The 20,048-nt window shown below is 68.3% G+C and carries 17 protein-coding genes; 9 read left to right on the top strand and 8 right to left on the bottom strand.

What is annotated here, in order from left to right:
- Nucleotides 1-33: 33 nt before the first annotated feature.
- The 4 genes from GOY17_RS07555 to GOY17_RS07540 all read right to left on the bottom strand — a co-directional run bounded on the left by GOY17_RS07555 (nt 34) and on the right by GOY17_RS07540 (nt 4,886).
- Nucleotides 34-3,012 carry a TonB-dependent receptor gene (locus GOY17_RS07555; RefSeq protein ID WP_157029904.1) on the bottom strand — a complete coding sequence of 993 codons (2,979 nt, stop codon included), beginning with the start codon at nt 3,010-3,012 and terminating at the stop codon, nt 34-36.
- A gap of 91 nt (nt 3,013-3,103) precedes the next feature.
- Nucleotides 3,104-4,135, bottom strand: a complete 1,032-nt coding sequence (locus GOY17_RS07550) for a LacI family DNA-binding transcriptional regulator (protein ID WP_157029903.1) — start codon at nt 4,133-4,135, stop codon at nt 3,104-3,106.
- Nucleotides 4,136-4,305: 170 nt separating this feature from the next.
- Nucleotides 4,306-4,584, bottom strand: coding sequence for a BolA family protein (locus GOY17_RS07545; RefSeq protein ID WP_232338595.1), 279 nt, complete (start codon nt 4,582-4,584; stop codon nt 4,306-4,308).
- A gap of 2 nt (nt 4,585-4,586) precedes the next feature.
- Entirely contained in the window at nt 4,587-4,886 is a 300-nt protein-coding gene (locus GOY17_RS07540; RefSeq protein ID WP_115840613.1) for a YciI family protein, read from the bottom strand.
- A 410-nt stretch (nt 4,887-5,296) separates the two neighbouring features.
- Here GOY17_RS07540 and GOY17_RS07535 point away from each other — a divergent pair, with 410 nt between their 5' ends.
- From GOY17_RS07535 to GOY17_RS07500, 8 genes are all read left to right on the top strand, one after another.
- Nucleotides 5,297-6,211: a segregation and condensation protein A gene (locus GOY17_RS07535; protein ID WP_115840614.1), complete on the top strand. Its 915-nt coding sequence runs from the start codon at nt 5,297-5,299 to the stop codon at nt 6,209-6,211.
- Between the two features lie 106 nt (nt 6,212-6,317).
- Nucleotides 6,318-7,334 carry an SMC-Scp complex subunit ScpB gene (gene scpB, locus GOY17_RS07530; RefSeq protein WP_157029902.1) on the top strand — a complete coding sequence of 339 codons (1,017 nt, stop codon included), beginning with the start codon at nt 6,318-6,320 and terminating at the stop codon, nt 7,332-7,334.
- Nucleotides 7,327-9,000: a pseudouridine synthase gene (locus tag GOY17_RS07525; RefSeq protein WP_157029901.1), complete on the top strand. Its 1,674-nt coding sequence runs from the start codon at nt 7,327-7,329 to the stop codon at nt 8,998-9,000. Before scpB ends, GOY17_RS07525 begins: the two co-directional genes overlap by 8 nt.
- 195 nt (nt 9,001-9,195) lie before the next feature.
- Nucleotides 9,196-9,468 (top strand): hypothetical protein, encoded by a 273-nt coding sequence (locus GOY17_RS07520; protein WP_157029900.1) that lies wholly within the window; start codon nt 9,196-9,198, stop codon nt 9,466-9,468.
- A 45-nt stretch (nt 9,469-9,513) separates the two neighbouring features.
- Entirely contained in the window at nt 9,514-10,020 is a 507-nt protein-coding gene (locus GOY17_RS07515; protein ID WP_198173852.1) for a Csu type fimbrial protein, read from the top strand.
- Between the two features lie 91 nt (nt 10,021-10,111).
- Complete coding sequence (locus GOY17_RS07510) at nt 10,112-10,828, top strand: fimbrial biogenesis chaperone (protein ID WP_157029899.1); 717 nt, start codon at nt 10,112-10,114, stop codon at nt 10,826-10,828.
- Nucleotides 10,829-10,921: 93 nt separating this feature from the next.
- Nucleotides 10,922-13,348 (top strand): fimbria/pilus outer membrane usher protein, encoded by a 2,427-nt coding sequence (locus GOY17_RS07505; protein WP_198173851.1) that lies wholly within the window; start codon nt 10,922-10,924, stop codon nt 13,346-13,348.
- Nucleotides 13,345-14,310 (top strand): Csu type fimbrial protein, encoded by a 966-nt coding sequence (locus GOY17_RS07500; protein ID WP_198173850.1) that lies wholly within the window; start codon nt 13,345-13,347, stop codon nt 14,308-14,310. The genes GOY17_RS07505 and GOY17_RS07500 overlap by 4 nt, the downstream gene beginning before the upstream one ends.
- 33 nt (nt 14,311-14,343) lie before the next feature.
- Here the strand turns inward: GOY17_RS07500 and GOY17_RS07495 are convergent, their stop codons facing one another.
- The 4 genes from GOY17_RS07495 to GOY17_RS07480 all read right to left on the bottom strand — a co-directional run bounded on the left by GOY17_RS07495 (nt 14,344) and on the right by GOY17_RS07480 (nt 19,417).
- Nucleotides 14,344-16,572, bottom strand: a complete 2,229-nt coding sequence (locus GOY17_RS07495; protein ID WP_157029896.1) for an AsmA family protein — start codon at nt 16,570-16,572, stop codon at nt 14,344-14,346.
- Nucleotides 16,573-16,684: 112 nt separating this feature from the next.
- Complete coding sequence (locus tag GOY17_RS07490; RefSeq protein WP_115840618.1) at nt 16,685-17,161, bottom strand: aminoacyl-tRNA deacylase; 477 nt, start codon at nt 17,159-17,161, stop codon at nt 16,685-16,687.
- Between the two features lie 279 nt (nt 17,162-17,440).
- Nucleotides 17,441-18,238 carry an amidohydrolase gene (locus tag GOY17_RS07485; RefSeq protein WP_115840619.1) on the bottom strand — a complete coding sequence of 266 codons (798 nt, stop codon included), beginning with the start codon at nt 18,236-18,238 and terminating at the stop codon, nt 17,441-17,443.
- Nucleotides 18,239-18,268: 30 nt separating this feature from the next.
- Nucleotides 18,269-19,417, bottom strand: coding sequence for a pyridoxal phosphate-dependent aminotransferase (locus tag GOY17_RS07480; protein WP_157029895.1), 1,149 nt, complete (start codon nt 19,415-19,417; stop codon nt 18,269-18,271).
- 155 nt (nt 19,418-19,572) lie between these two features.
- Here GOY17_RS07480 and GOY17_RS07475 point away from each other — a divergent pair, with 155 nt between their 5' ends.
- Nucleotides 19,573-20,043, top strand: a complete 471-nt coding sequence (locus GOY17_RS07475; protein ID WP_157029894.1) for a DUF3293 domain-containing protein — start codon at nt 19,573-19,575, stop codon at nt 20,041-20,043.
- Nucleotides 20,044-20,048: the final 5 nt, after the last annotated feature.

Genomic DNA, 20,048 nt, shown 5'->3' with positions numbered 1-20,048 from the left:
CCGCCCCGACGAGAAGGCGGCCGGCGGCCCGGGTCAGAAGTTGAAGCCTAGCGAGAGCTTGAAGGTACGGGTTGGCAGGGCCTGTGCAAGCGGGATGCCGAATTCGGGGTTGGGCGAATTGAAGCCACCGGGGTAATCCTGGTAGCTGTTGTAGTTCGCCCAGTCGAACACGTTCAGGATGTCGGCGCGGGCCCACATCCTGAAGCCCGCACCGGTGTCGAATTCCTTCATCGCCGCGATGTCGAACTGCTTGCTGCCGTACGTGCCATCCGGCTTGTACTGGTCGATGAAGCAGTTGTCGGGCTGGTCGACGTTCACGCAGTTCACGAAGTAGCGCGGCGGCTGCGAGGTCAACGTCAGCTTGGCCGAAAGCGTCGTGTTCCACGGGCCGTCGTAGATGCCGGTGGCGACCAGGCGATGCTCCGGCACCTCGGCGTCATGCCAACCCAGCGCGGCCACGGTCGGGTAATCGAGCGAGAACACCTCCGGCGATTCGCGCTGCTCGCGCGCGTCGAGGTAGGTGTAGGCGACCGTGACGCTCCAGCCGGATTCGGCCGTGTACGGCTTTTCGGCCTTCAGGTACAGCGCGTTGGTCTTGGTCTCAAGCCCGTTGGTGCCCAGGATCAGGTTGCCGAAGGGCGCGAAGCCCTGGCCCCACGGCGGACCCCAGCTGAAGCCCGGGCGGAAGAACGAGCCGTCCGCCTGGCGGTTGCCGAGCAGGAACACGAAGCCGTCCTTGCTCTCCACGCGCGAGATCGTCACGTCGGTCAGCCAGTCGCCAACCTGGTTGCGCATACCGAGGCTGAACTGGTCGGAGTACGGCGTCTTGAGGTTGTTGTCGAGCATGAAGACTTCACGCCCCAGCCCCGTCTGCGAGGCAAGCGTCGACAGCACCGCCGGATCGAAGTACGCGTCGCTCCAGTCGATGCACGGCGTGCCCGGCGACGGCAAAGGACGCGGGCACGAGCCGTCGGCGAGACGGAAATCGATGTCGGTCGTCGGGAACGTCGACTTGGTGATCTCCAGCTGCAGCCAGTCGAACAGGTTGCGGTCGTACGCGCGGCCGGCGCCGCCGTAGATCACGTGTTCCTGGTTGGCGAACAGGTCGTACGAGAAGCCCAGGCGCGGCTGCCAGCCGTCCTTGAAGGACTTCCGGTTGCTGCCGTTGCTGATGTAACGCTCGACGTTGATGCCCGAGTTCGGGTTGTTGATCGCGGTGGAACCGCGCAGCGCGGCGGCGACGTCGGCCGGAGTGACGTAATCCAGGTACGTCGGGCTCTTCTCGTAGTCGTAGCGCAGGCCGAGGTTGAGGATCAGCTTGTCGTTGACCTCCCAGTCGTCCTGGAAATAGATGCCGTACTGCTTGTTCGACGACGACGCCGAGCCGTCGCCCACGCCCGGAAGCGCGGTGCCGAACTTGACGTGGATCGGCTGCGTCAGGCTGGTGCCGACGTCATAGGTGAACTGCGGGTAGTACGGCTGGCGCTCGGTGGCGTCGACATCGACGTCCTTGAACTTCACGCCCATCTTCAGCGTGTGGCCCTGGAAGCCGGTGAAGGTCAGGTCGTTCTGGATGCCGTAACCCTTCTGCCCCTTGTCCTGGAAGTCCGAACCACCGCCGCTGCGCACGATGACGTTGTTGAAATCGGCGTTGCCGTTGTCGCTGCGGTTGCTGAGGATGTACGCGATGCCGCTGGTATACGGGCTCGGGTTGAACGTCGAGTCCTCGTACGTCAGGTGGAAATCGTTGAGCCACGGACCATTGGTGTACTGGTAGCGCAGGTCCGCGCGCGTTTCCTCGTTGAGCTTGTTGGTCGCGTAGCTGGGCAGGTTCTGGCCGCCGGTGTTGGTCAGCTCTTCCTCGTCGCGGTACTTGCCGGTCAGCTCGAAGTAATGGTTCTCGCCGATCAGCCAGTCGACCTTGCCGAAGTACAGGTCTTCCTTGAACGGCGCGTTGAACAGGCCCGTGCCGGCTTCCGCCTGCAGGAAGTCCGGCAACTGGTCGATGGAGTAGCCGCGGCCCGGCGTGAGCGTGCGGGGCGACTCGTATTCCTTGGCTTCGTACGACAGGAAGAAATGCGCGCGATCGCGCAGGATCGGGCCGCCGAAGGTGGCGCCGTACTGCTCTTCCTTGGTCTGCACCTTGTCGTCGGCACGCTCTTCGAACACCGTCGGCGTGCGCCAGTCGGTGGAGGTGTAATCCCAGAAGAAGCTGCCTTCGAAATTGTTCGTGCCCGAGCGCGTGGTGGCGACGATCGCCGCACTGCTCAGCTGGTCGTACTCGGCCTTGTAGTTCTGCGTGATGACCTTGTACTCGCCGATGGCCGACTGCGGGAACGGATTGCCGCGGCTGGAATCCTGGCCGCTGATACCGCCGCGCAGCACGTAGTCCTTCTGGCCGACGCCGTCGATGTAGACGTTGATGCCGTTGGCGTTCTGCGCGCCGGACTTGATGCGCGTGGAGCCTTCGTTGCCGGTTTCGAACGCCACGCCCGGCGCGAGGTCGGCGAAGGCGAGGAAGTTGCGCGTGCCCTGCGGCAGCGACTCGATCTGCTTGTTGGTGACGTAGGTGGCGATTTCCGACGTCTTGGTTTCCGCGACCACTTCGCTGGTCACGGTGACGGCGTCGACGGTGGTCGCATCACCCGCCGGCGCGGTTTCGGGAAGCCCGCCGGCGGACAGGTTGATCGTCGCCGTCTGGCCGACCTGCAGCGTCACGGTCCTCGTCGTCGTCTGCCCGTTGGCGACCGCGTCGATGCGGTACGTGCCCGGCGGCAGGCCGCCCAGGTTGTAGCTGCCGTTCGCCGCCTGCACCTTCCGGGTCAGGCCGGTGGCGGTGTTGGTCGCGGTGATCTGTGCTTCGGTCGCAGGCGCCGAATCGACCGTGATCTGGCCGCGGATGGTCGCCGAGGTGCTTTGCGCCATCACCGCGGGGGCGGCGACGACCAGGCAGCTGGCAAGGGCGCAGGCGAGCAGCCGGCGCGTCGGATGTCGGGGGAACCTCGAATTCATATGCTTCCTCTCTCCAAAAGCATGTCGAACCACGTGGAATCGTTTACAGCGAACAGACACAAGGAACCGTGACGTCCCGGGGCACAGGCCGTCACGGAGAACGCGGAAGTAGGCGGGAACCGCTCGATTCGCGCACGATGAGCCCGGTTTCCAGCAGGTCGCTGGAAGACGCGGGCGCTTCGTCGGCCGCTTCTCCGGCGATCTGCGCGATGAGCAATCGCGCCGCGCGCGCGCCGAGTTCGGCGATGTTGACGCGAATGGTCGTGAGGGCCGGGTGCACGTAGCGTGCAAGCGGGATGTCGTCGAAGCCGGCCACGGCAATGTCGTTGGGCACGCGCAGGCCATCGTGCGCGAACGCGAACAGGCAGCCGAGCGCCATCATGTCGTTGGCGGCGAACACGGCATCGGGGCGCCTCGACGACTCGATCAGCTCACGTCCGGCACGATGGCCGGACGCTTCGTCGAAGTCGCCCTGCAACACCCACTCGGGCGTGCCGGGCAGCAGGCGCGCGAGCGCATCGCGATAACCGCGAAGACGCTCGTGCGCATCGAAGTTGTCGGCGGGCCCGGCGATGAAGGCGATGCTGCGATGGCCGGACGCGACGAGGTGCTCGACCATCGCCACCGCGCCGCCGTGGTTGTCCACGCGCAGGACGGCCGCGCCGTCGAGCCCCGACTGGCTGTTGATCAGCACCGTCGGCAGCGACGGATCGAGGTGCTCGCCCAGCAGCGTCGGCGTTTCGGCGAATGGCGACAGCACCAGCAATCCATCGACGCGGCCGCGCATCGCGCGCAGTGCGGCGCCCTGCTCGTCCGGATTGCCGTGGTAGCTCGATACCAGCAGGTGCAGCCGCTTGGCGCGGGCGACCTGGTCGATGCCACGCATCAGTTCGGAAAAGAACTCGCCGTGCAGGTCGGGCAACACGACGCCCAGCGTCTGCGTGCGGCGGCTGCTGAGGCTGCGTGCGGCGGCGTGCGGGGTGTAACGCAGTTCCTGCGCTGCCGCGAAGACGCGATTGCGGACGTCTTCGGCGACGTTCCCATGGCCGTTCAGTGCTCGCGAGACGGTGGCCACGGAGACCTGCGCGACGCGGGCGACGTCTTTGATGGTTACGCTCGGCACGCTGTCAGGGCCTGTGCGGAGAATGCGCGCGGACTGTAAACGTTTCCAATTTCAAGTGTAAAGCTGGTGTTACGCGGGCACGGCAAACGTCGGCTTCGTCGGCGTTCTTGCAGGCAACTCGACCGGTGGATGTTGCACCGCGGCACTACCGCCGGAGTGCGGATCCGGGTTCAGCCTGCCTCGGCCGGGGTCCGCGCCCGGATGGAAAGCGCGTGGATGTCGGTCGTCATCAAGTCGCCCAAGGCGGCGTAGACCGCCCGGTGACGGGCGATCGGCCCGAGGCCGGCGAAGGCCTCGCTCACCACGTCGACGCGAAAGTGCCCTCGCCCGTCGGCCGCCCCGGCATGGCCGGCGTGGCGGTGGCTTTCGTCCTCGATCTCGAGCGACACCGGCGCGAGGGCGACCGCGAGCGCCGCGCGGATGGCGCCGACCCGCTGCTCGCGCGGCAGGCTCACGGCAGCACCTTGCGGAATGGCCGGACCTCCACGCGCTGGTAGACGCCGGCGGCGACGTAGGGATCGGCGTCGGCCCAGGCGCGGGCGGCATCGAGCGATTCGAACTCGGCGATGACGACGCTGCCGCTGAAACCGGCCGGGCCCGGATCCTCGGCATCGATTGCCGGGCACGGGCCGGCGAGCAGCAGACGCCCGGCATCGCGCAGCGCGGTCAGGCGCGCCAGGTGGTCGGGGCGGGCCGCCAGCCGCTGGGCCAGCACGTCGTTGCCGTCATAACCTTCGATCACGTACCACATGCCGTCGCGCGTCCTTCCGAACCATTGGGAACCGAGCTGAATTGTAGTCGCCCCGCGGCTGGACACCGCCCGGACGAGGCCGTACCCTTGCTTTCACAAGGCCGGCTGCAGCGGCCCGACGCGACCGGATCCCCACACCGTCGCCTCGCACGCACCCGGTGCGTCGCTGCCCCCGACGGCCTCGAGCCCGAACTCCATCGCCCGCCACGCCCCCGCGTGACGCACCGGCGTTGGTCGTCCGGTAAGGGCCCGAGGTTCGACATATAGGAAAGGTTTCCTGACGGGAGTTCCGACCGGACCAGCATCTGTCCGGCAGGGTTCGACCCAGCAAGTCCGTTGCATCCACGGTGGTCCGTCGACCGCCAGCCTGAGCGATAGCAGTGCCCACGGCCCGGAGGGGCCGGCTCCGAATGACCGAAGAACGCGCAGCCGACGCGAGCGATCCGCAACCCGTGGCCGCCCCGGCCTCCACCGCGCCACAGCAGCAGGAAATGCCGCTGGCGGTGGTGCATGGCCAGCCCGTGCTGCAGATCCCGCAGGACCTCTACATCCCGCCGGACGCGCTGGAGGTCATCCTCGAGGCGTTCGAAGGCCCGCTCGACCTGCTGCTGTACCTGATCCGCCGGCAGAACCTGGACATCCTCGACATCCCGGTGGCGGACATCACCCGCCAGTACGTCGACTACATTCAGGCCATGCACGAGATGCGCTTCGAGCTGGCCGCCGACTACCTGGTCATGGCCGCGATGCTGGCCGAGATCAAGTCGCGCATGCTGCTGCCGCGCGCGGTGAACGAGGTCGGCGAGGAAGAGGATCCGCGCGCCGAACTGGTCCGCCGCCTGCAGGAATACGAGCGTTTCAAGAAGGCCGCCGAGGACATCGACAGCCTGCCCCGCCTGGATCGCGATACCGCGCCGGTGCAGGCCTTCGTCCCGGACCGCGCGTCGGTGCGCCTGCCGCCGCCGGTGGAGCTGAAGGAAATGCTGCTGGCGCTGCACGACGTGCTCAAGCGCGCCGAGCTGTTCACCCAGCACGCGATCAAGCGCGATGCCCTCAGCGTCCGCCAGCGCATGGGCGAGCTGCTCGAACGGTTGAAGGACGGCACGTTCCAGCGCTTCGAGACGCTGTTCACCGCCGAGGAAGGCAAGCTCGGCATCGTGGTCACGTTCCTGGGCATGCTCACGCTGGCCAAGGAACAACTGGTGGAGATCGTGCAGGAAGCACCGTTCGCACCGATCTACGTCAAGTCGCTCGCGCTGCTCAAGGACGGGGAAGAGATCGAACTGAGCAGCGAGTTCGACGAGCCGGCGGCCAACGATGGCTGAGTTCCGGACCGCACGCTCCCGCTACACCGCAACAACCGCAACGTCCTTGGCTTCCCGCTGACGCGGGAATGACGAGCAAACGCAGACGCAGGGCAAAGATCCCTTCATGGACCAACCACTGATCACCCGCATCGTCGAGGCCGCGTTGCTGGCCGCGAACCAGCCGCTGACGCTGGCGCAGCTGCACGCGCTGTTCCCCGAAGACCAGCCGGCCCCGCCGGACAGCGTCGAACAGGCGCTGGAAGCCCTGCGCGCCGGCTGCGAGGACCGCGGCGTCGAACTGGTCGAGGTGTCCTCGGGCTTCCGCTTCCAGGTCAAGGCCGACGTGCACCCGTGGGTCGCGCGCCTGTGGACCGAGCGCCAGACCCGTTACACCCGCGCCACGCTGGAAACCCTCGCGCTGATCGCCTACCGCCAGCCGATCACGCGCGGCGAGATCGAGCAGGTCCGCGGCGTGGCGGTCAACAGCAACATCATCAAGGCGCTGGAAGAGCGCGAGTGGATCCGCGTCGTTGGCCACCGCGACGTACCGGGCAAGCCGGCGCTGTTCGGCACGACGAAGGTGTTCCTGGACTACTTCGGCCTCAAGCGCCTGGACGAACTGCCGCCGCTATCGGAGCTGAAGGACATCGGCGAACTCGAACCGCAGCTGCAGTTCGAAGGCACGCCGGCGCCGATCGCGGCGGGCGTGGCCGACGATGCCGCGGCGTCCAACGCCGAAGCCGCCGATGCGTCGGACGAGCCGGCGAACGAGGCGGACGCGGACGACACCGCCACTGCCACCGCATCGGATGCGGATGAAACCGGCGCCGAAGCAGGCGACGACATCGGCGATGAGGCCGCGGCCGGCGGTACCGCCGAGGCCGACGAGAACGAAACACCGGACGCGGCCGCCGACGAGGCGACCGAAAACGAAACCGAAGCCGAAACCATCGACGACGAGGTCGCCGACCTCGACATCGACGAAAACGAATACGCCCTGCAGGGCGACCCCGAAGCCGCGCCGGGTGAGCGCGCGGCGGACGAGAACGATCACGAGCAAGACAACGCCGTCGAGACGACGACCGTTCCCACCGATGACGAAGCCGAACCGGCCGAGTCGGAGCAACACAAAAATGACTGAAGAAAAGAGCCGCAAGCTCACCCTCAAACGCGCGCCCGATGCGGCCGCCACCGAGGCGCCGAAACTGGAAGAACGCCTGCACAAGGTGCTCGCGCAGGCCGGCCTCGGCTCGCGCCGCGCGCTGGAGCAGCGCATCGCCGACGGCCTGGTGAAGGTCAACGGCGAGACCGCGCAGGTCGGCGTGAGCGTCAAGAGCGGCGACCGCATCGAGCTCGACGGACGCCAGTTCGTCGCCAGCGCGCTGACCGATCCCTCCCGCGTGCTGATGTACAACAAGCCCGAAGGCGAAGTGACCACGCGCGAAGACCCCGAGGGCCGCCCGACGGTGTTCGAGGCACTGCCCGCGCTGAAGGGCGCGCGCTGGATCGCCATCGGCCGCCTGGACATCAACACCACCGGCCTGCTGCTGCTGTCCACCGACGGCGAGCTGGCCAATGCACTGATGCATCCGTCGTTCGAAGTCGAACGCGAATACGTCTGTCGCGTGCGCGCGCCGGAAGGCGAGGACGTCGTGCCGGACAACATCGTCGACCGCCTCTCGCGTGGCGTCGCGCTGGAAGACGGCCCGGCGAAGTTCGACGAGATCGAACGCATCGGCGGCACCGATTCGCACGACTGGTTCCGCGTCGTGGTGAAGGAAGGCCGCAACCGCGAAGTGCGCCGCCTGTGGGAATCGCAGGGCTGCCAGGTGAGCCGCCTCAAGCGCATCCGCTACGGCGACGTCGCGCTGCCGCGCGAGCTGCTGCGCGGGCAGTCGCGCGAGCTGACGTCCGAAGCCGTCGAAGCGCTGCGCGGCAAGCTGGGCCTGGAAGATGGCGGCGCGCCGTCGGCGCTGACGCTGCAGCCAGTGATCGGCCAGCGCAAGGCGACCAAGGCGACGATCGACCTGACCGGCAAGGCGCGTTCGCACGGTTACGTGGGCGGCCACAACACGGCCGACGAAGGCCGCGAACTGCGCCGCTTCGACCACGTGCGCGAGGACCGCGGCCGTGGTCGCGGTGGTCCGCGCAAGCACGGCGGCCTCACCGTCAGCGGCGAAGCCGCCGCGAAGGCCGGCAACAAGCCGTTCAAGCAGCGCAAGGAAAAGGGTCCTAAGCCGTTGCCGGAAGGCAATCCGGCCGCGTTCCGCACCTGGTACGTGCCGGACGGCGTGACCACCGGCCCGAGCGGCCATCGCAACCCCGACGGTGTGCGCGGTCCGCGCAAGCCGAACGCCGGCAAGGGCCCGCGCCCGGGCGGCGGTGGCGGTCGCGCCGGTGGCGGTTTCGGCGGCGAGCGTGGCGGCGGCTTTGGCGGTGAACGCAGCGGCGGTGGCGGTTTCGGCGGCGGCTTTGGCGGCGAACGCAGCGGCGGCGGTGGCCAGCGCAGCGGCCAGGGTCCGCGTGGCGGCCAGGGCCAGCGCGCCTCGCGTCCCTACGGTCATCCGGGCAACGCACCGAGCTTCCCGTCCGACCACGCCAACCCCGGCAGCTTCAACCCGTACGGCGACAAGCCGCGCGCGCCGCGTCCGGGCGGTCGTCCGGGCGGCCCGAAGCCGGCTGGCGGTCGTCCGGGTGGCAACCCCGGCGGCAACCGTCCGGGCGGCAATCGTCCGGCGGGTGGTCCGCGTCCGGGTGGTCCGCGCGGCGGTGGACGTCCGGGCGGCGGTCGCGGTCCGCGCGGCTGATTCGCGCAAGCAGCACGACTCCAAACGGGGCGCTCACAGCGCCCCGTTTTCGTTTGTGCGAACAAGGCGACGTACGGCACGCGATTTCACCCTCAGCGAACGAACGAGGGCCAAGCATGTAGCGCGGGCATCCGGCGGCCGATGCCCGCCCCGCATCGCGGCCGCACGCCGGACGACAAGCCGGGAGATCGCACCGTGGCGATGCTGGACACGGTATGGGCGGGCGCGTGCGCGTGTGCCCTTCTGTTCGCGAGCGCCGCATCGGCGGCGACGCGCACCTCTGCCTTCCGGGTGACCGCGACGGTCGCGTCGTCGTGTCGTATCGACGCGCCGGCCTTCGCCATGACGGCGGCGGCGATCCACATCCTCTGCACTTCGCGCGCGCCATACGCCGTCGCTTTCCAGGCCATGCCCGATGCACGCGGCGCCCCGTCGCCGCGGCGGTTCCTCGTCCTCGTCACGTACTGAAACCGTATCCCTGCGATCCGGCGCCCATCTGCCAGGAGGTTTTCGATGCGTACCCTGCCCGCTTCCCGTCTTCCAAGCCTGGTCGCCGTCGCGGCGTTCGCGATGGCGCCGCTCGCCTCGCCCTCCGCCACGAAGACCGCGACCTTCCAGGTGCTGGCGACGATGGTCAGCGACTGCACCATCATGAGCGCGCCGAACATCGACTTCGGCACGCTCGGCGTCATGACCGCCAACACCGACACCAGCAGCACGCTCGTCATCGCCTGCACGCCCGGCACGCCGTACTCGGTGGCGCTGGATGCGGGCACGGGCACCGGTTCCACCATCACCGACCGGCGCATGGCCAGCGCCGGCGGAAACGCGCTGAAGTACCAGTTGTTCCGCGACAGCATGCGCACGCAGAACTGGGGCAACACCGTCGGCACGGACACCGTCGGCGGCACCGGCAACGGCGGAAACATCGCCCACGTGATCTTCGCGCGGGTTCCGGAACAGCCGGCGCCCGCCCCGGGCGCGTACGCCAGCACGGTCACGGTCACGGTCAACTACTGAGGCCGCCCCGCAAACGCCACCGCATCCCATCCGAGCGCGCGAACCGCGTCGTCAACGCGTGCGTGTTCCCCGTCAGGCAAGGAGATCCGACATGAGGCTCAACCGCGTTCTTCCCGCGCTCGCACTGGCCTTCGCGCTCGCCATCGGTACCGCGAAGGCCGGTTCGATCCACGTCATGCCGACCACGATCACGCTCGGTCCCGGCAAGGCGACGGCGGTGATGACCATCACCAACGAAGGCGATGCGCCCATCAGGGCGCAGGTGCGCGTGTTCGCCTGGGACCAGAAGGACAACGAGGATCGCCTGACGCCGACGCAGAAGGTCGTCGCCAGCCCGCCGATGGCGACGCTCGCGCCGAAACAGACGCAGTCGATCCGCATCGTGCGCGTGGACAAGTCGGCGATCGCGGCCGAGGAAACCTACCGCCTGATCGTCGACGAAATCCCCGACGCCACGCGCGCGCCGAACGTCGGCGTGTCGGTGCAGATGCGCTATTCGGTGCCGGTGTTCGTGCTGCCCAAGGCGACGATGCCGCCGGGCGCGGTCACCTTCGCGGCGCAGATCGCGGGCAGCACGCTCACGCTCGATGCGCAGAACAAGAGCGACGCGCACATGCAGGCATCCGAAGTGGCGATCGAACATGCCGGCGGCACGTCGACGCCCGTCGTCGGTGGACTGCTCGGTTACGTGCTGCCCGGAAGAAGCATGCGCTGGAGCGTGCCCATTCCGGCGAATGCGGCGGCCAAGGGACGACCCACGCGCGTGGTCGCGATGTTCAACGGCCAGCCGATCGCGGTCGACCTGTAATCGCCCGGCGGGGAGGCCGCGCGGCCATGGCTCCGTCGTCCCTGCGGCGATGTGCGGGAGAGGCAGCCGATGCGCGTGCGCATGCGGAGGACCGTGACGATCTGCGCCGTCGCCGCGCTGGTGCGCCTGGCTGCGCTCGCCCCCGCCATCGCGCAGCCGGCCGATGAGGCGCCGGCGTCCTATTACCTGGAGGCGACGGTGAACGGTCGCGCGACCGGGCTGATCGTGCAGGTGGACCGCGTGCGCGGGGCGTTCCGGATGCCCGCCGACGAACTGACGCAGATCGGGCTGCGCGAGGACGCGTTGTCGCTCGACGCGGACCGACAGGTGATGCTCGACGCCATCCCGGGCCTGTCGTTCGACTACATCGAGGAAGCGCAGCGCATCGATTTCACGTTGCCCGAAACGATGCTGGTCGCGCAGCGCCTGGGCGAGGCGCCGCCTCCTCCGCCGCCGAGCCGCTCCGGCACCGGCCTGCTACTCAATTACACCGCGCGCCTGCAGAACTCGCGCGTCGGCTTCGACGAAAAGCGCCTTGGCCGTCGCCTGCACGCACCGCTGCTGGGATCGGCGCGTTACAGTCGATTGCCGGTGCTGGGCGAGAACGAATTCGAAGCGCAGTACGACCGTCGCAACCGCACCTTCGCGCTGAACACCGAACTGCGTTTCTTCTCGCCGGCCGGCGTGTTCGTCAACACCGGTTATTCCACCGTCGAGAACGGCGAGTACGACTACGTGCGCCAGGACACGTACTGGACCTACACGAACCCCGACGCGCTACGCACGTGGACGGTCGGCGACCTGGTGTCCTCGTCGCTGACGTGGTCGCGCGCGATCCACATGGGCGGCGCGAGCCTGTCGCGCAATTTCGACGTGCGGCCGGACCTGATCACTTTTCCGATTCCCGCACTTGGCGGTGATGCCGTCGTGCCGACGATGGTGAACCTCTACGTCAACGGGCTGCGCCAGTTCACCGGTAGCGCGACCGGCGGCCCGTTCGTGATCGCCGCACCGCCGGCCCTCACCGGCGCGGGCGTGGCGACCGTCGTCTACCAGGATGCGATGGGGCGGCAGGTCACGCTCAGCCGGCCGTTGTATCTGGACACGCGCCTGCTCGGCGACGGACTGACCGATTACTCGGTGGAAGTGGGCTATCCGCGACGCAACTACGGCAGCCGTTCGTTCGATTACGCCGACGATGCGGCGGCCAACGCGTCGCTGCGCCACGGGATCAACGACCGGTTCACGCTCGAAGCGCATACCGAACTCACGCGAGGCCTGACCAACCTTGGCGTCGGCGCGTTGTTCGAACTGCGCGGCGCAGGGGTGCTCAACGCATCGGCGACCGGCAGCGGCGGCGACGGCCAGCACGGCATGCAATGGGGCCTCGGCTACCAGTACCAGTCGCCGCGATTCAACGTCGACCTGCAGGCGCTGCGCGCCGACGGCGGCTTTCGCGACCTCGGCACGGTGAAGGGCGTGACCGTGCCGCAGCGGCAGGCGCATGCCTCGCTCGGCATCCCGCTCGGACAACGGCACTCGATCACCTTCACCTACACGCGCCAGGAGGCGTCCGACCTCGGCGGTTCGCGCATCGTGTCGATGGGCTACAGCGGCACGTTCGGGCAGCGGCTGAGCGTGTTCGCCAATGCATTCCGCGACGTCGACGTGGACGACTCCGCCGGCCTCTACATCGGCGCCTCGCTGTCGCTGGATCGCCGCATCAGCGTGTCGTCCAGCGTGAGCCGCTACGGTGAGGCGCGCACGGCGACGATCGCCGCAAACCGCTCGATGGACTACGACGCGGGCGGCTTCGCGTGGAACGCGCTGCTGGATGGCGGCAACGACGGGTATCGCCACGGCTCGGGCCGGCTCGACTACCGCGGCCGCTACGGCGACGCCTCACTGATGCTGGAGCACGCCACGCGCGACGACTTCAGTTACGACAACGCCTCGCTGTTCGCCACCGGCGCGCTGGTGTGGATGGATGGCGACCTGATGGCCACGCGTTCGGTCTACGACGCCTTCGCGCTGGTCGACACTGACGGCATGGCCAACGTGCCCGTCCTGCGCGAGAACCGCCGTGTAGGCACGACGAACGCGCAAGGCCATCTGCTGATTCCGGACCTGCTGTCATGGCAGGGGAACCGGCTCGCGATCGACACCCTTGCACTGCCGCTCGACGCCAACCTGGACGTCGAGTCGATGCAGGTCGCGCCGCGCGCGATGTCGGGCGTGCTCGTGTCGTTCCCCGTGACGCGTTTCCGCGGCGCACTGGTCGTGCTCGTGGACGAAAGCGGCCAGCCGCTGCCGCTCGGCACGGTCGTCACGCTGGTGGCCACCGGCGAGGCCACCGCGGTGGGTTACGACGGCCAGGTCTTCCTGCAGCAATTGCAGGAGGACAACGAACTTTACGCCGAACCCGCAGGGAAGCCATGTCGCGTCCGCTTCACGTTCGATGCGTCCGCGACGATGACCACGCTGGGTCCGTTCGTCTGCACCACGGGTGGCGCACCATGAACGCCGCGTATCGCGGGGCAGGAATTCGCCTGGGCCTGATCGCCGTAATGTCGGTGATGGTGTGCTTCGCGCCGGTCCGCGCGCAGACGTGCACGTTCTCCATGAGCAATGTGGACTTCGGCAACGTCGATGCCTTCGCGACCGAGGCGGTCGACCTCCTGGCGCAGGCGACCTTCACCTGCACCGGCGCGTCGACGCCGTATATCCACGCATGCGCCAGCATCGGCTCCACGCGGCTGATGACCGGCCCCGGAAGCGTGAAGCTGTCCTATGACCTCTACATCGATTCGGCGCGCACGCGCCCGTGGGGCAGCCTGTGGGAAGCCAACGCGAACAACGTGCTGACCGCGGAAATTCCGATCGCGTCGGGCAGCGGCAGCGTGACGGTTCCGGTCTACGTGCGCATCTTCGGGGGCCAGTCGCAGCTGAGCGCCGGCGCGTATTCCCAGGGATTCCTCGGCGCCGGCTACACCGGTTACAACGTGATCGGCTATACGTCGGGCACGCCGCCGACCTGCACGACCAGCTCCGGACCGCAGAACGCGTTCTCGTTCACGACACGGGCCACCGTGATTTCCAACTGCACGGTGTCGGCGACCAACATCGACTTCGGCCAGCAGGGCGTCATCCGGGCGGCGACGACAAGCACCGGCGTCGTCTCGACGACCTGCACGAAGGGCGCGAATTACACGATCGCGCTCAACACCGGCTCGGGCACCGGCGCCACGTTCGCGGAACGGCGCATGACCCGCTCCGGCGGCAGCGAGACGCTGGGCTACGCGCTCTATCGCGACAGCGGACGCACCCAGGTGTGGGGCGATGGCAGCGGGGGTTCGGGCACCGTGTCCGGGTCGGGCTCCGGCGCGGCGCAGACAGCCACCGTCTACGCGACGCTGCCCATGCAGACCTCGCCGCCGCCGGGCAGCTACGCCGACACGATCACGGTCACGGTGACGTTCTGATCGCGGCTCAAGTCGGACGTGCGCGACCGGTCCTCATGGGGAAAGACGCGGCTGCGCGTCGTACCACTCGCGTGCCTTGATCAGGTGGAAGTCGCGCTGCCCGTTGTCGACGGCCACCGCGCAACTCAGGACGCCCCACTTCGCGTACAGGCTGCCGTCGCGCTGCTTGCCGTGCAGGCGCAGGCGCGCCATCACGTCATAGCGCTGGTTGCTCGCGTGCACGTCGTTGAGCAGCAGCGTCTTGCCGGCGAGGCGCACGTTGCCGTTCGCCTGCGCCTGGCCGGAATCGATCAGCTTTCCCATCCACTTCGGGTAGTCCTTCTTCCGCGAGAACAGCGCAAGCAGGAAACCGACGTCCTTCATCGCGATCTGCGCGCGTCCATCGATGCTCACCGGACGGTCCCAGTCCATGCGCGCACGCTGCAGGTCGATGCGCGTCCACCATCCGCTGCGCGATTCGCCGCCGGGTTCGGTGAAGCTGACGTTCTGCAGTGCCAGGCGCGTGCCGTCGATGTTGAACGTGTGGCGCTTCAGGTCGGCGCGGCGCAGCTTGGTGTCGATGTCGACGTCGGTACGCAGCGCGATGCCCGCTAGGTGCATGCGGGCCGCACGCGCGTCCACTCCGAGCGTGCCCTGCCCGATCGCGCCCGCGCCATCGAGCGTCAGGTCGCCCGACAGCGTGCCGGCCCCGCCGTCGAAACGCAGGTGTTCATTGGGCAGGTAGCGGTTGTACGCCCGCAGGTCCGGCACCTGCGCGTTGGCAAAGGTGAGGTGCGCGCGCATCGCCTGCCCGACCTGCTTCATCGCGCCGGGCTGGCGCAGCGCCTGCCGTTCCACGCCGGACACGCTTTCCAGCAGAAGCCGCAGGTTCTGTCCCTGCACGAAGGGCTTGCCCGGCGCATCGTCGGCGGCGATGTCGAAGCGCTCCATCAGCAACTCCAGGCGCGGCAGCACTTCGTCGTTCGGGCCTGCATCCAGTCGACCGTCTGCCTTCGCGCGACCGGCGATGCGATTGCCCATCACGTGCGCGACCGCCTGCACGTCGGGCACGCCGACGCGACTGCCACCCGCGACGCGGCCATCGACCACGCGCACGTCGGCGTCGACCACGCCGGCGCCGTCGAGCGACAGCCAGGGTGCATCGAAGAAATTGCCGAGCCAGCGCAGCGATGCGAAATGCCAGCGCCCGACCACGTGCCCGGAGCTGCGCGGCAACAGGCTGCGTGGATCCTTCAGCGGCACCTGCGTGCCGCGGACGGTGATGTCGGCATCGAGCGACAGACGCCCTTCGGCATGTGCCGGCGCGCGTGCGACCAGGCGCATGTCGCGATCCACGTCGAGCGCGACGTCCAGCGCATCGTCGAACGCCGCTCCGCGTCCGTCGTGGCCGGTGACCGGCGTGTGCCAGCGCAGCCGGCTGCCCGGCGTCAGCGAACCACGTGCGAAGCCGAGGTCGATCTGCGCGCGACCATCGCCGGCGACGTTCGCCAGCGCGATGCGGCCCTGCGGATCGACCTCGACGCGCAGCGTCGGCGCCTTGCCATCGAGCTTCAGCTTCGCGTCGGTCAACAGCAGCTTCGCGATGCCGCGCGCCTGCTCGCGCGTGTGCCGCGCGATGGCGAAGTCGGCATCGATGCGGCCGTCGCGCAGCAGTGCTTCCTTGCGGTAGCGCAGCTGCACGTTCTCGAAATGCGCACGGGACGGCATCAGCTCCAGCGCGCCGCCGCGCAGTTGTTTGTAGAAGCCGACGTCGGCGCTTCCCAGGCCTTCGAGCACGAGGTCGCCCAGACGCCCGTTGCGGATCGAGTCGCTGTGGATCCGATCGAACTGCAGCACCCAGCCGCCGGGGCGCGCCGGCAGCGGCGGCTTGCGCGCGCCGCCGATGTCGACCGCACCTGTCACGTCAACCGCGATCACCTCGGGCACGCGCACGGTCTTTCGCAGCAGCGGAAGGATCGCGATACGCCCATTCGCGCGCGCTGCATTCACCGCCCACGTCGCGCGCCCGGCGTGGCCTTTCATCCGCACGTCCCATACGTGCACGCGGCCTGGCCACACGGTGTAGCCCGGCCCCCATTCGATCTGGAACTTCTCCGGCTTGCGGTTCGCCGTCCATTCGCCGATCGGCGTGTTGATGAACACGTTGCCCGCGAGCAGGTAGAACGCGTACACGCCGAGAAGCGCGAAGGCGACGCGCCGGATCCATGTCCGCGCGGTCGGCGGAATGCGCTGCCACGAGCGCGAGACGGCGTTCAGTTCCATTGAGCCACGCCTCCGGATGCACGATCTGGGCGCGGCAGGTTAACCGCGCAGTACGTCCGTCGGACCGCCGCCCGGCGGGAACTTTGCACCGTGCATTGCACGCGCGATGCGGTTAGTGGCGCGCCAGCTCGACCATGCGCGGATGCACGAGGCGTTCGAAGTCGTGCCAGCCCATGCGCATCAGCTCGCGATGCGTGCCCGCGTTGAAGGCGATGTCATCGTCATCGGCCAGGCTGGCCGCGGCGTACACCTCCATCGCATAGAGGTTGCCGAACGGCGGCATCGCGCCGACTTCGCATTCGGGGAAGCGATCCTTGAAGTCGGCTTCGGTCGCCAACGCGACCTCGCGTGCGCCGCTGGCCTTGCGCAGCTGCGCGAGGTCAAGCCATTCGTCCGACGGAAGCACGGCCATCGCGAGCTTTCCGTCGAGCCGCACCATGACGGTCTTCAGCATCTCGTGGCTGTCGATGTGGGCGCTGGCCGCGGTGTCGCGTGCGGTGAACGCATGCGGGTGCGTCATCGTGTCGTAGTGGACGCGATTGGAACTGAGGAATTCCTGGAGGCGAGGGGACAGGGTTTCGGACGACATGGCACGGCTCCTTCTACGGAGGCCGGGCGCGACGCGGCGCACGGGGCGGCGCGGGGCTCGGTCGTTGTCGATGGCTTCAGAACTGCCGCAGGCCGCGAAGGCGGCTTCACGCGTGACGCAAAGGCGCGGCCCGGCCAGTGTACGCCCGTTACGGGCGGACGGCGAAAAGCCGTGATTGCTGATTCGCAATTCGCAAGGGCAGAAACCCGACGGCTGGCGGGCTTCGCTTCCTCACGCGCTCGGACGCCACTTGCCGAATCGGGAATCCCGAATCACGGCTCACAACAACTCGAACGCATCCGCATCCAGCATCGCGGGGAAACGCTCGCGATGCGCCGCCAGTTCGGCCGCGGACAGCGTCACGGTGACCACCGTTTCGACGTCGGCGCACTCGGTCACCGGCTGGCCGACATAGTCGATCACCGCGCTGTCGCCGGCGTAATGCAGGCCGTTGCCGTCGGTGCCGACGCGGTTCACCGCGGCGACGTAGCACAGGTTCTCGATCGCCCGTGCGCGCAGCAGCGTCTTCCACGGGTACGCGCGCGCAGACGGCCAGTTCGCGACGAAGATCATCAGGTCGAAATCGAGCTGGCCGGCGCGCTCCACGTCGAAGCGGTTGCGCGAGAACACGGGGAAACGCAGGTCGTAGCAGACCAGCGGACAGATGCGCCAGCCGCGCCAGTCGAGCGTGAGGCGATCGCGACCGGCCGCGTAGCGTTCGTGTTCGCGCGCGTAACGGAACAGGTGGCGCTTGTCGTACGTGCTCAACGCACCGTCTGGCGTGGCGAACAGCAGGCGGTTGTAGACGCCTTCACCGTCGCGCAACTGCACGCTGCCGGTCACCGCCGCGTCCAGGCGCGCGGCCTGTTCGCGGATCCATTCGACCGTGGCGCCCGCCATCGTTTCGGCGTTGCCGATGGCGTCGTTCGAGAATCCGCTGGTGAAGGTTTCCGGCAGGATCACCAGGTCCGTCGTGCCGCGCAGCGGCGCGATCAGTCCACCGTAGTAATCGCGATTGCCGGCCGGATCGTGCCAGCGGGTGTCGCCTTGTACGAGGGTGACGCGGAGGTCGTTCATTGCGGTGCCCGTGTGTTTGTGGGGTTCACGTCAGAGCTTCTGCAATCGCTCGATCGCCTTGTCCAGCGTCGCTTCGTTCTTCGCGAAGCACAATCGCGCCAGGCGCTGGCCCGACGGCGGCGATTCGTAGAACGGCGACAACGGGATCGCGGCGACGCCCTTCTCCGTCGTCAGCCAGCGGCAGAAGGCGGCATCGTCCAGATCGCTCACGTCCGAATAATCCACGAGCTGGAAATACCCGCCCGGCACCGGCAGCGGCTTCAGGCGCGTGGTGAGCAGCTGTTCGCGGAAGCGGTCGCGCTTGGACTGGTAGAACGCGCCGAGCTGTTCGTAGTGCTCCGGCTCGGCTTCGATCATCTCCGCGAACGCCCACTGCGCCGGTGCGAAGGTGCAGAAGGTGTTGTACTGGTGCACCTTGCGCAGTTCCGCAGATAGCAGCGGCGGCGCGATGCAGTAACCGACCTTCCAGCCCGTGCAGTGGTACGTCTTGCCGAAGCTGGACACGACGAACGCGCGCTCGCGCAGTTCCGGATAGCTCAGCACGGACTCGTGGCGGCGACCGTCGAACACGATGTGCTCGTACACCTCGTCCGAGAGCAGCCAGATGTTCGTATCGCGAAGCAGCGCCGTGAGCTGCGCGATGTCGTCCGCGGTGAACATCGCGCCCGACGGGTTGTGCGGCGAGTTGATCATCAGCAGGCGCGTCTTCGGCGTCACCGCGGCGCGGATCGCTCGCCAGTCAGGCGCGAAGGTCGCAGGATCCAGCGGCACGTGCACCGCGCGGCCGCCGGCCAGGTCGATCGCGGGCTCGTAGGAGTCGTAGCAGGGATCGAGCACGATCACTTCCTCGCCCGGTCGTACCACGGCGGCAACGGCGTCGAAGATCGCCTCGCTCGCGCCCGAAACGACGGTGACTTCCGAGTCCGCGTCCGGACGGTGGCCGTAGCAGCGCTCGGTCTTGGCGGCGATCGCCTGTCGCAGCGCCGGCACGCCGGTCATCGGCGCGTACTGGTTCTTGCCCTCGCGCATCGCGCGGTCGAGCGCTTCGATCAGGCGTTCGGGCACGTTGAAGTCCGGGAAACCCTGGCCGAGGTTGACCGCGTCGTGCTCCATCGCGAGCTGCGACATGACGGTGAAGATGGTCGTGCCGACCTTCGGCAGCTTGGTTTGCAGGGTCATCGCGGGGGAAGCTCGACGTGGGGTTGCGGACCGCCAAGTGTAAGGACGCGGGCACGGCGGCGTCATGACGAACGCTCATCTGCGCATCTCCCGGCCGTGGCCGGCATCATCGCCCGTCGATTGCACCGGTCATGTGCGGTGTGGACACTTGCCGCATGCGTGAACTGCAGATCGTCGACGCCGCCGAGCTTGCCAGCGCCTACGCCGCCGCGGAGTACGTGGTGGTGCTCGACGGCGACGCCTTCCCGCTGCGCGTGGGCGAGCCGGCGCTGGACCTGGAGGCGTACGCCCCGGCGTCGCGCTATGCCTTCATCACCGCGTGGAATCCGGCGTCGCAGCCGCGTTCGGACACGGCCAACGAAGCCGCCGACGCGCTGCTGGTCGCGCAGCTGGAGACGCTGGGCGCCACGCGGCATCCGGCCTGGGCGCAGGACGTCGCCGGCCGCTGGCGCGAACCGGGCTGGCTCGTCGCCGACCTGGACGCGAGCACCGTGCTGAGGCTCGCGGAGGAATTCGGCCAGGCGGGCGTGCTCGACTGGGCCGCCGGCGAGCCAGTGCGCCTGCGGATGCTCGCATCGCCCCCGGCCGGGGCCGCGGTCGCCCACACCGACTGGTTGCCGGCCTGACCGCG

Source organism: Lysobacter soli, from assembly GCF_009755585.1.
Taxonomy (GTDB): domain Bacteria; phylum Pseudomonadota; class Gammaproteobacteria; order Xanthomonadales; family Xanthomonadaceae; genus Lysobacter_J; species Lysobacter_J soli.
Note: the sequence above shows the minus strand (reverse complement) of the source record. Positions and strands in the feature narration are given on the sequence as shown.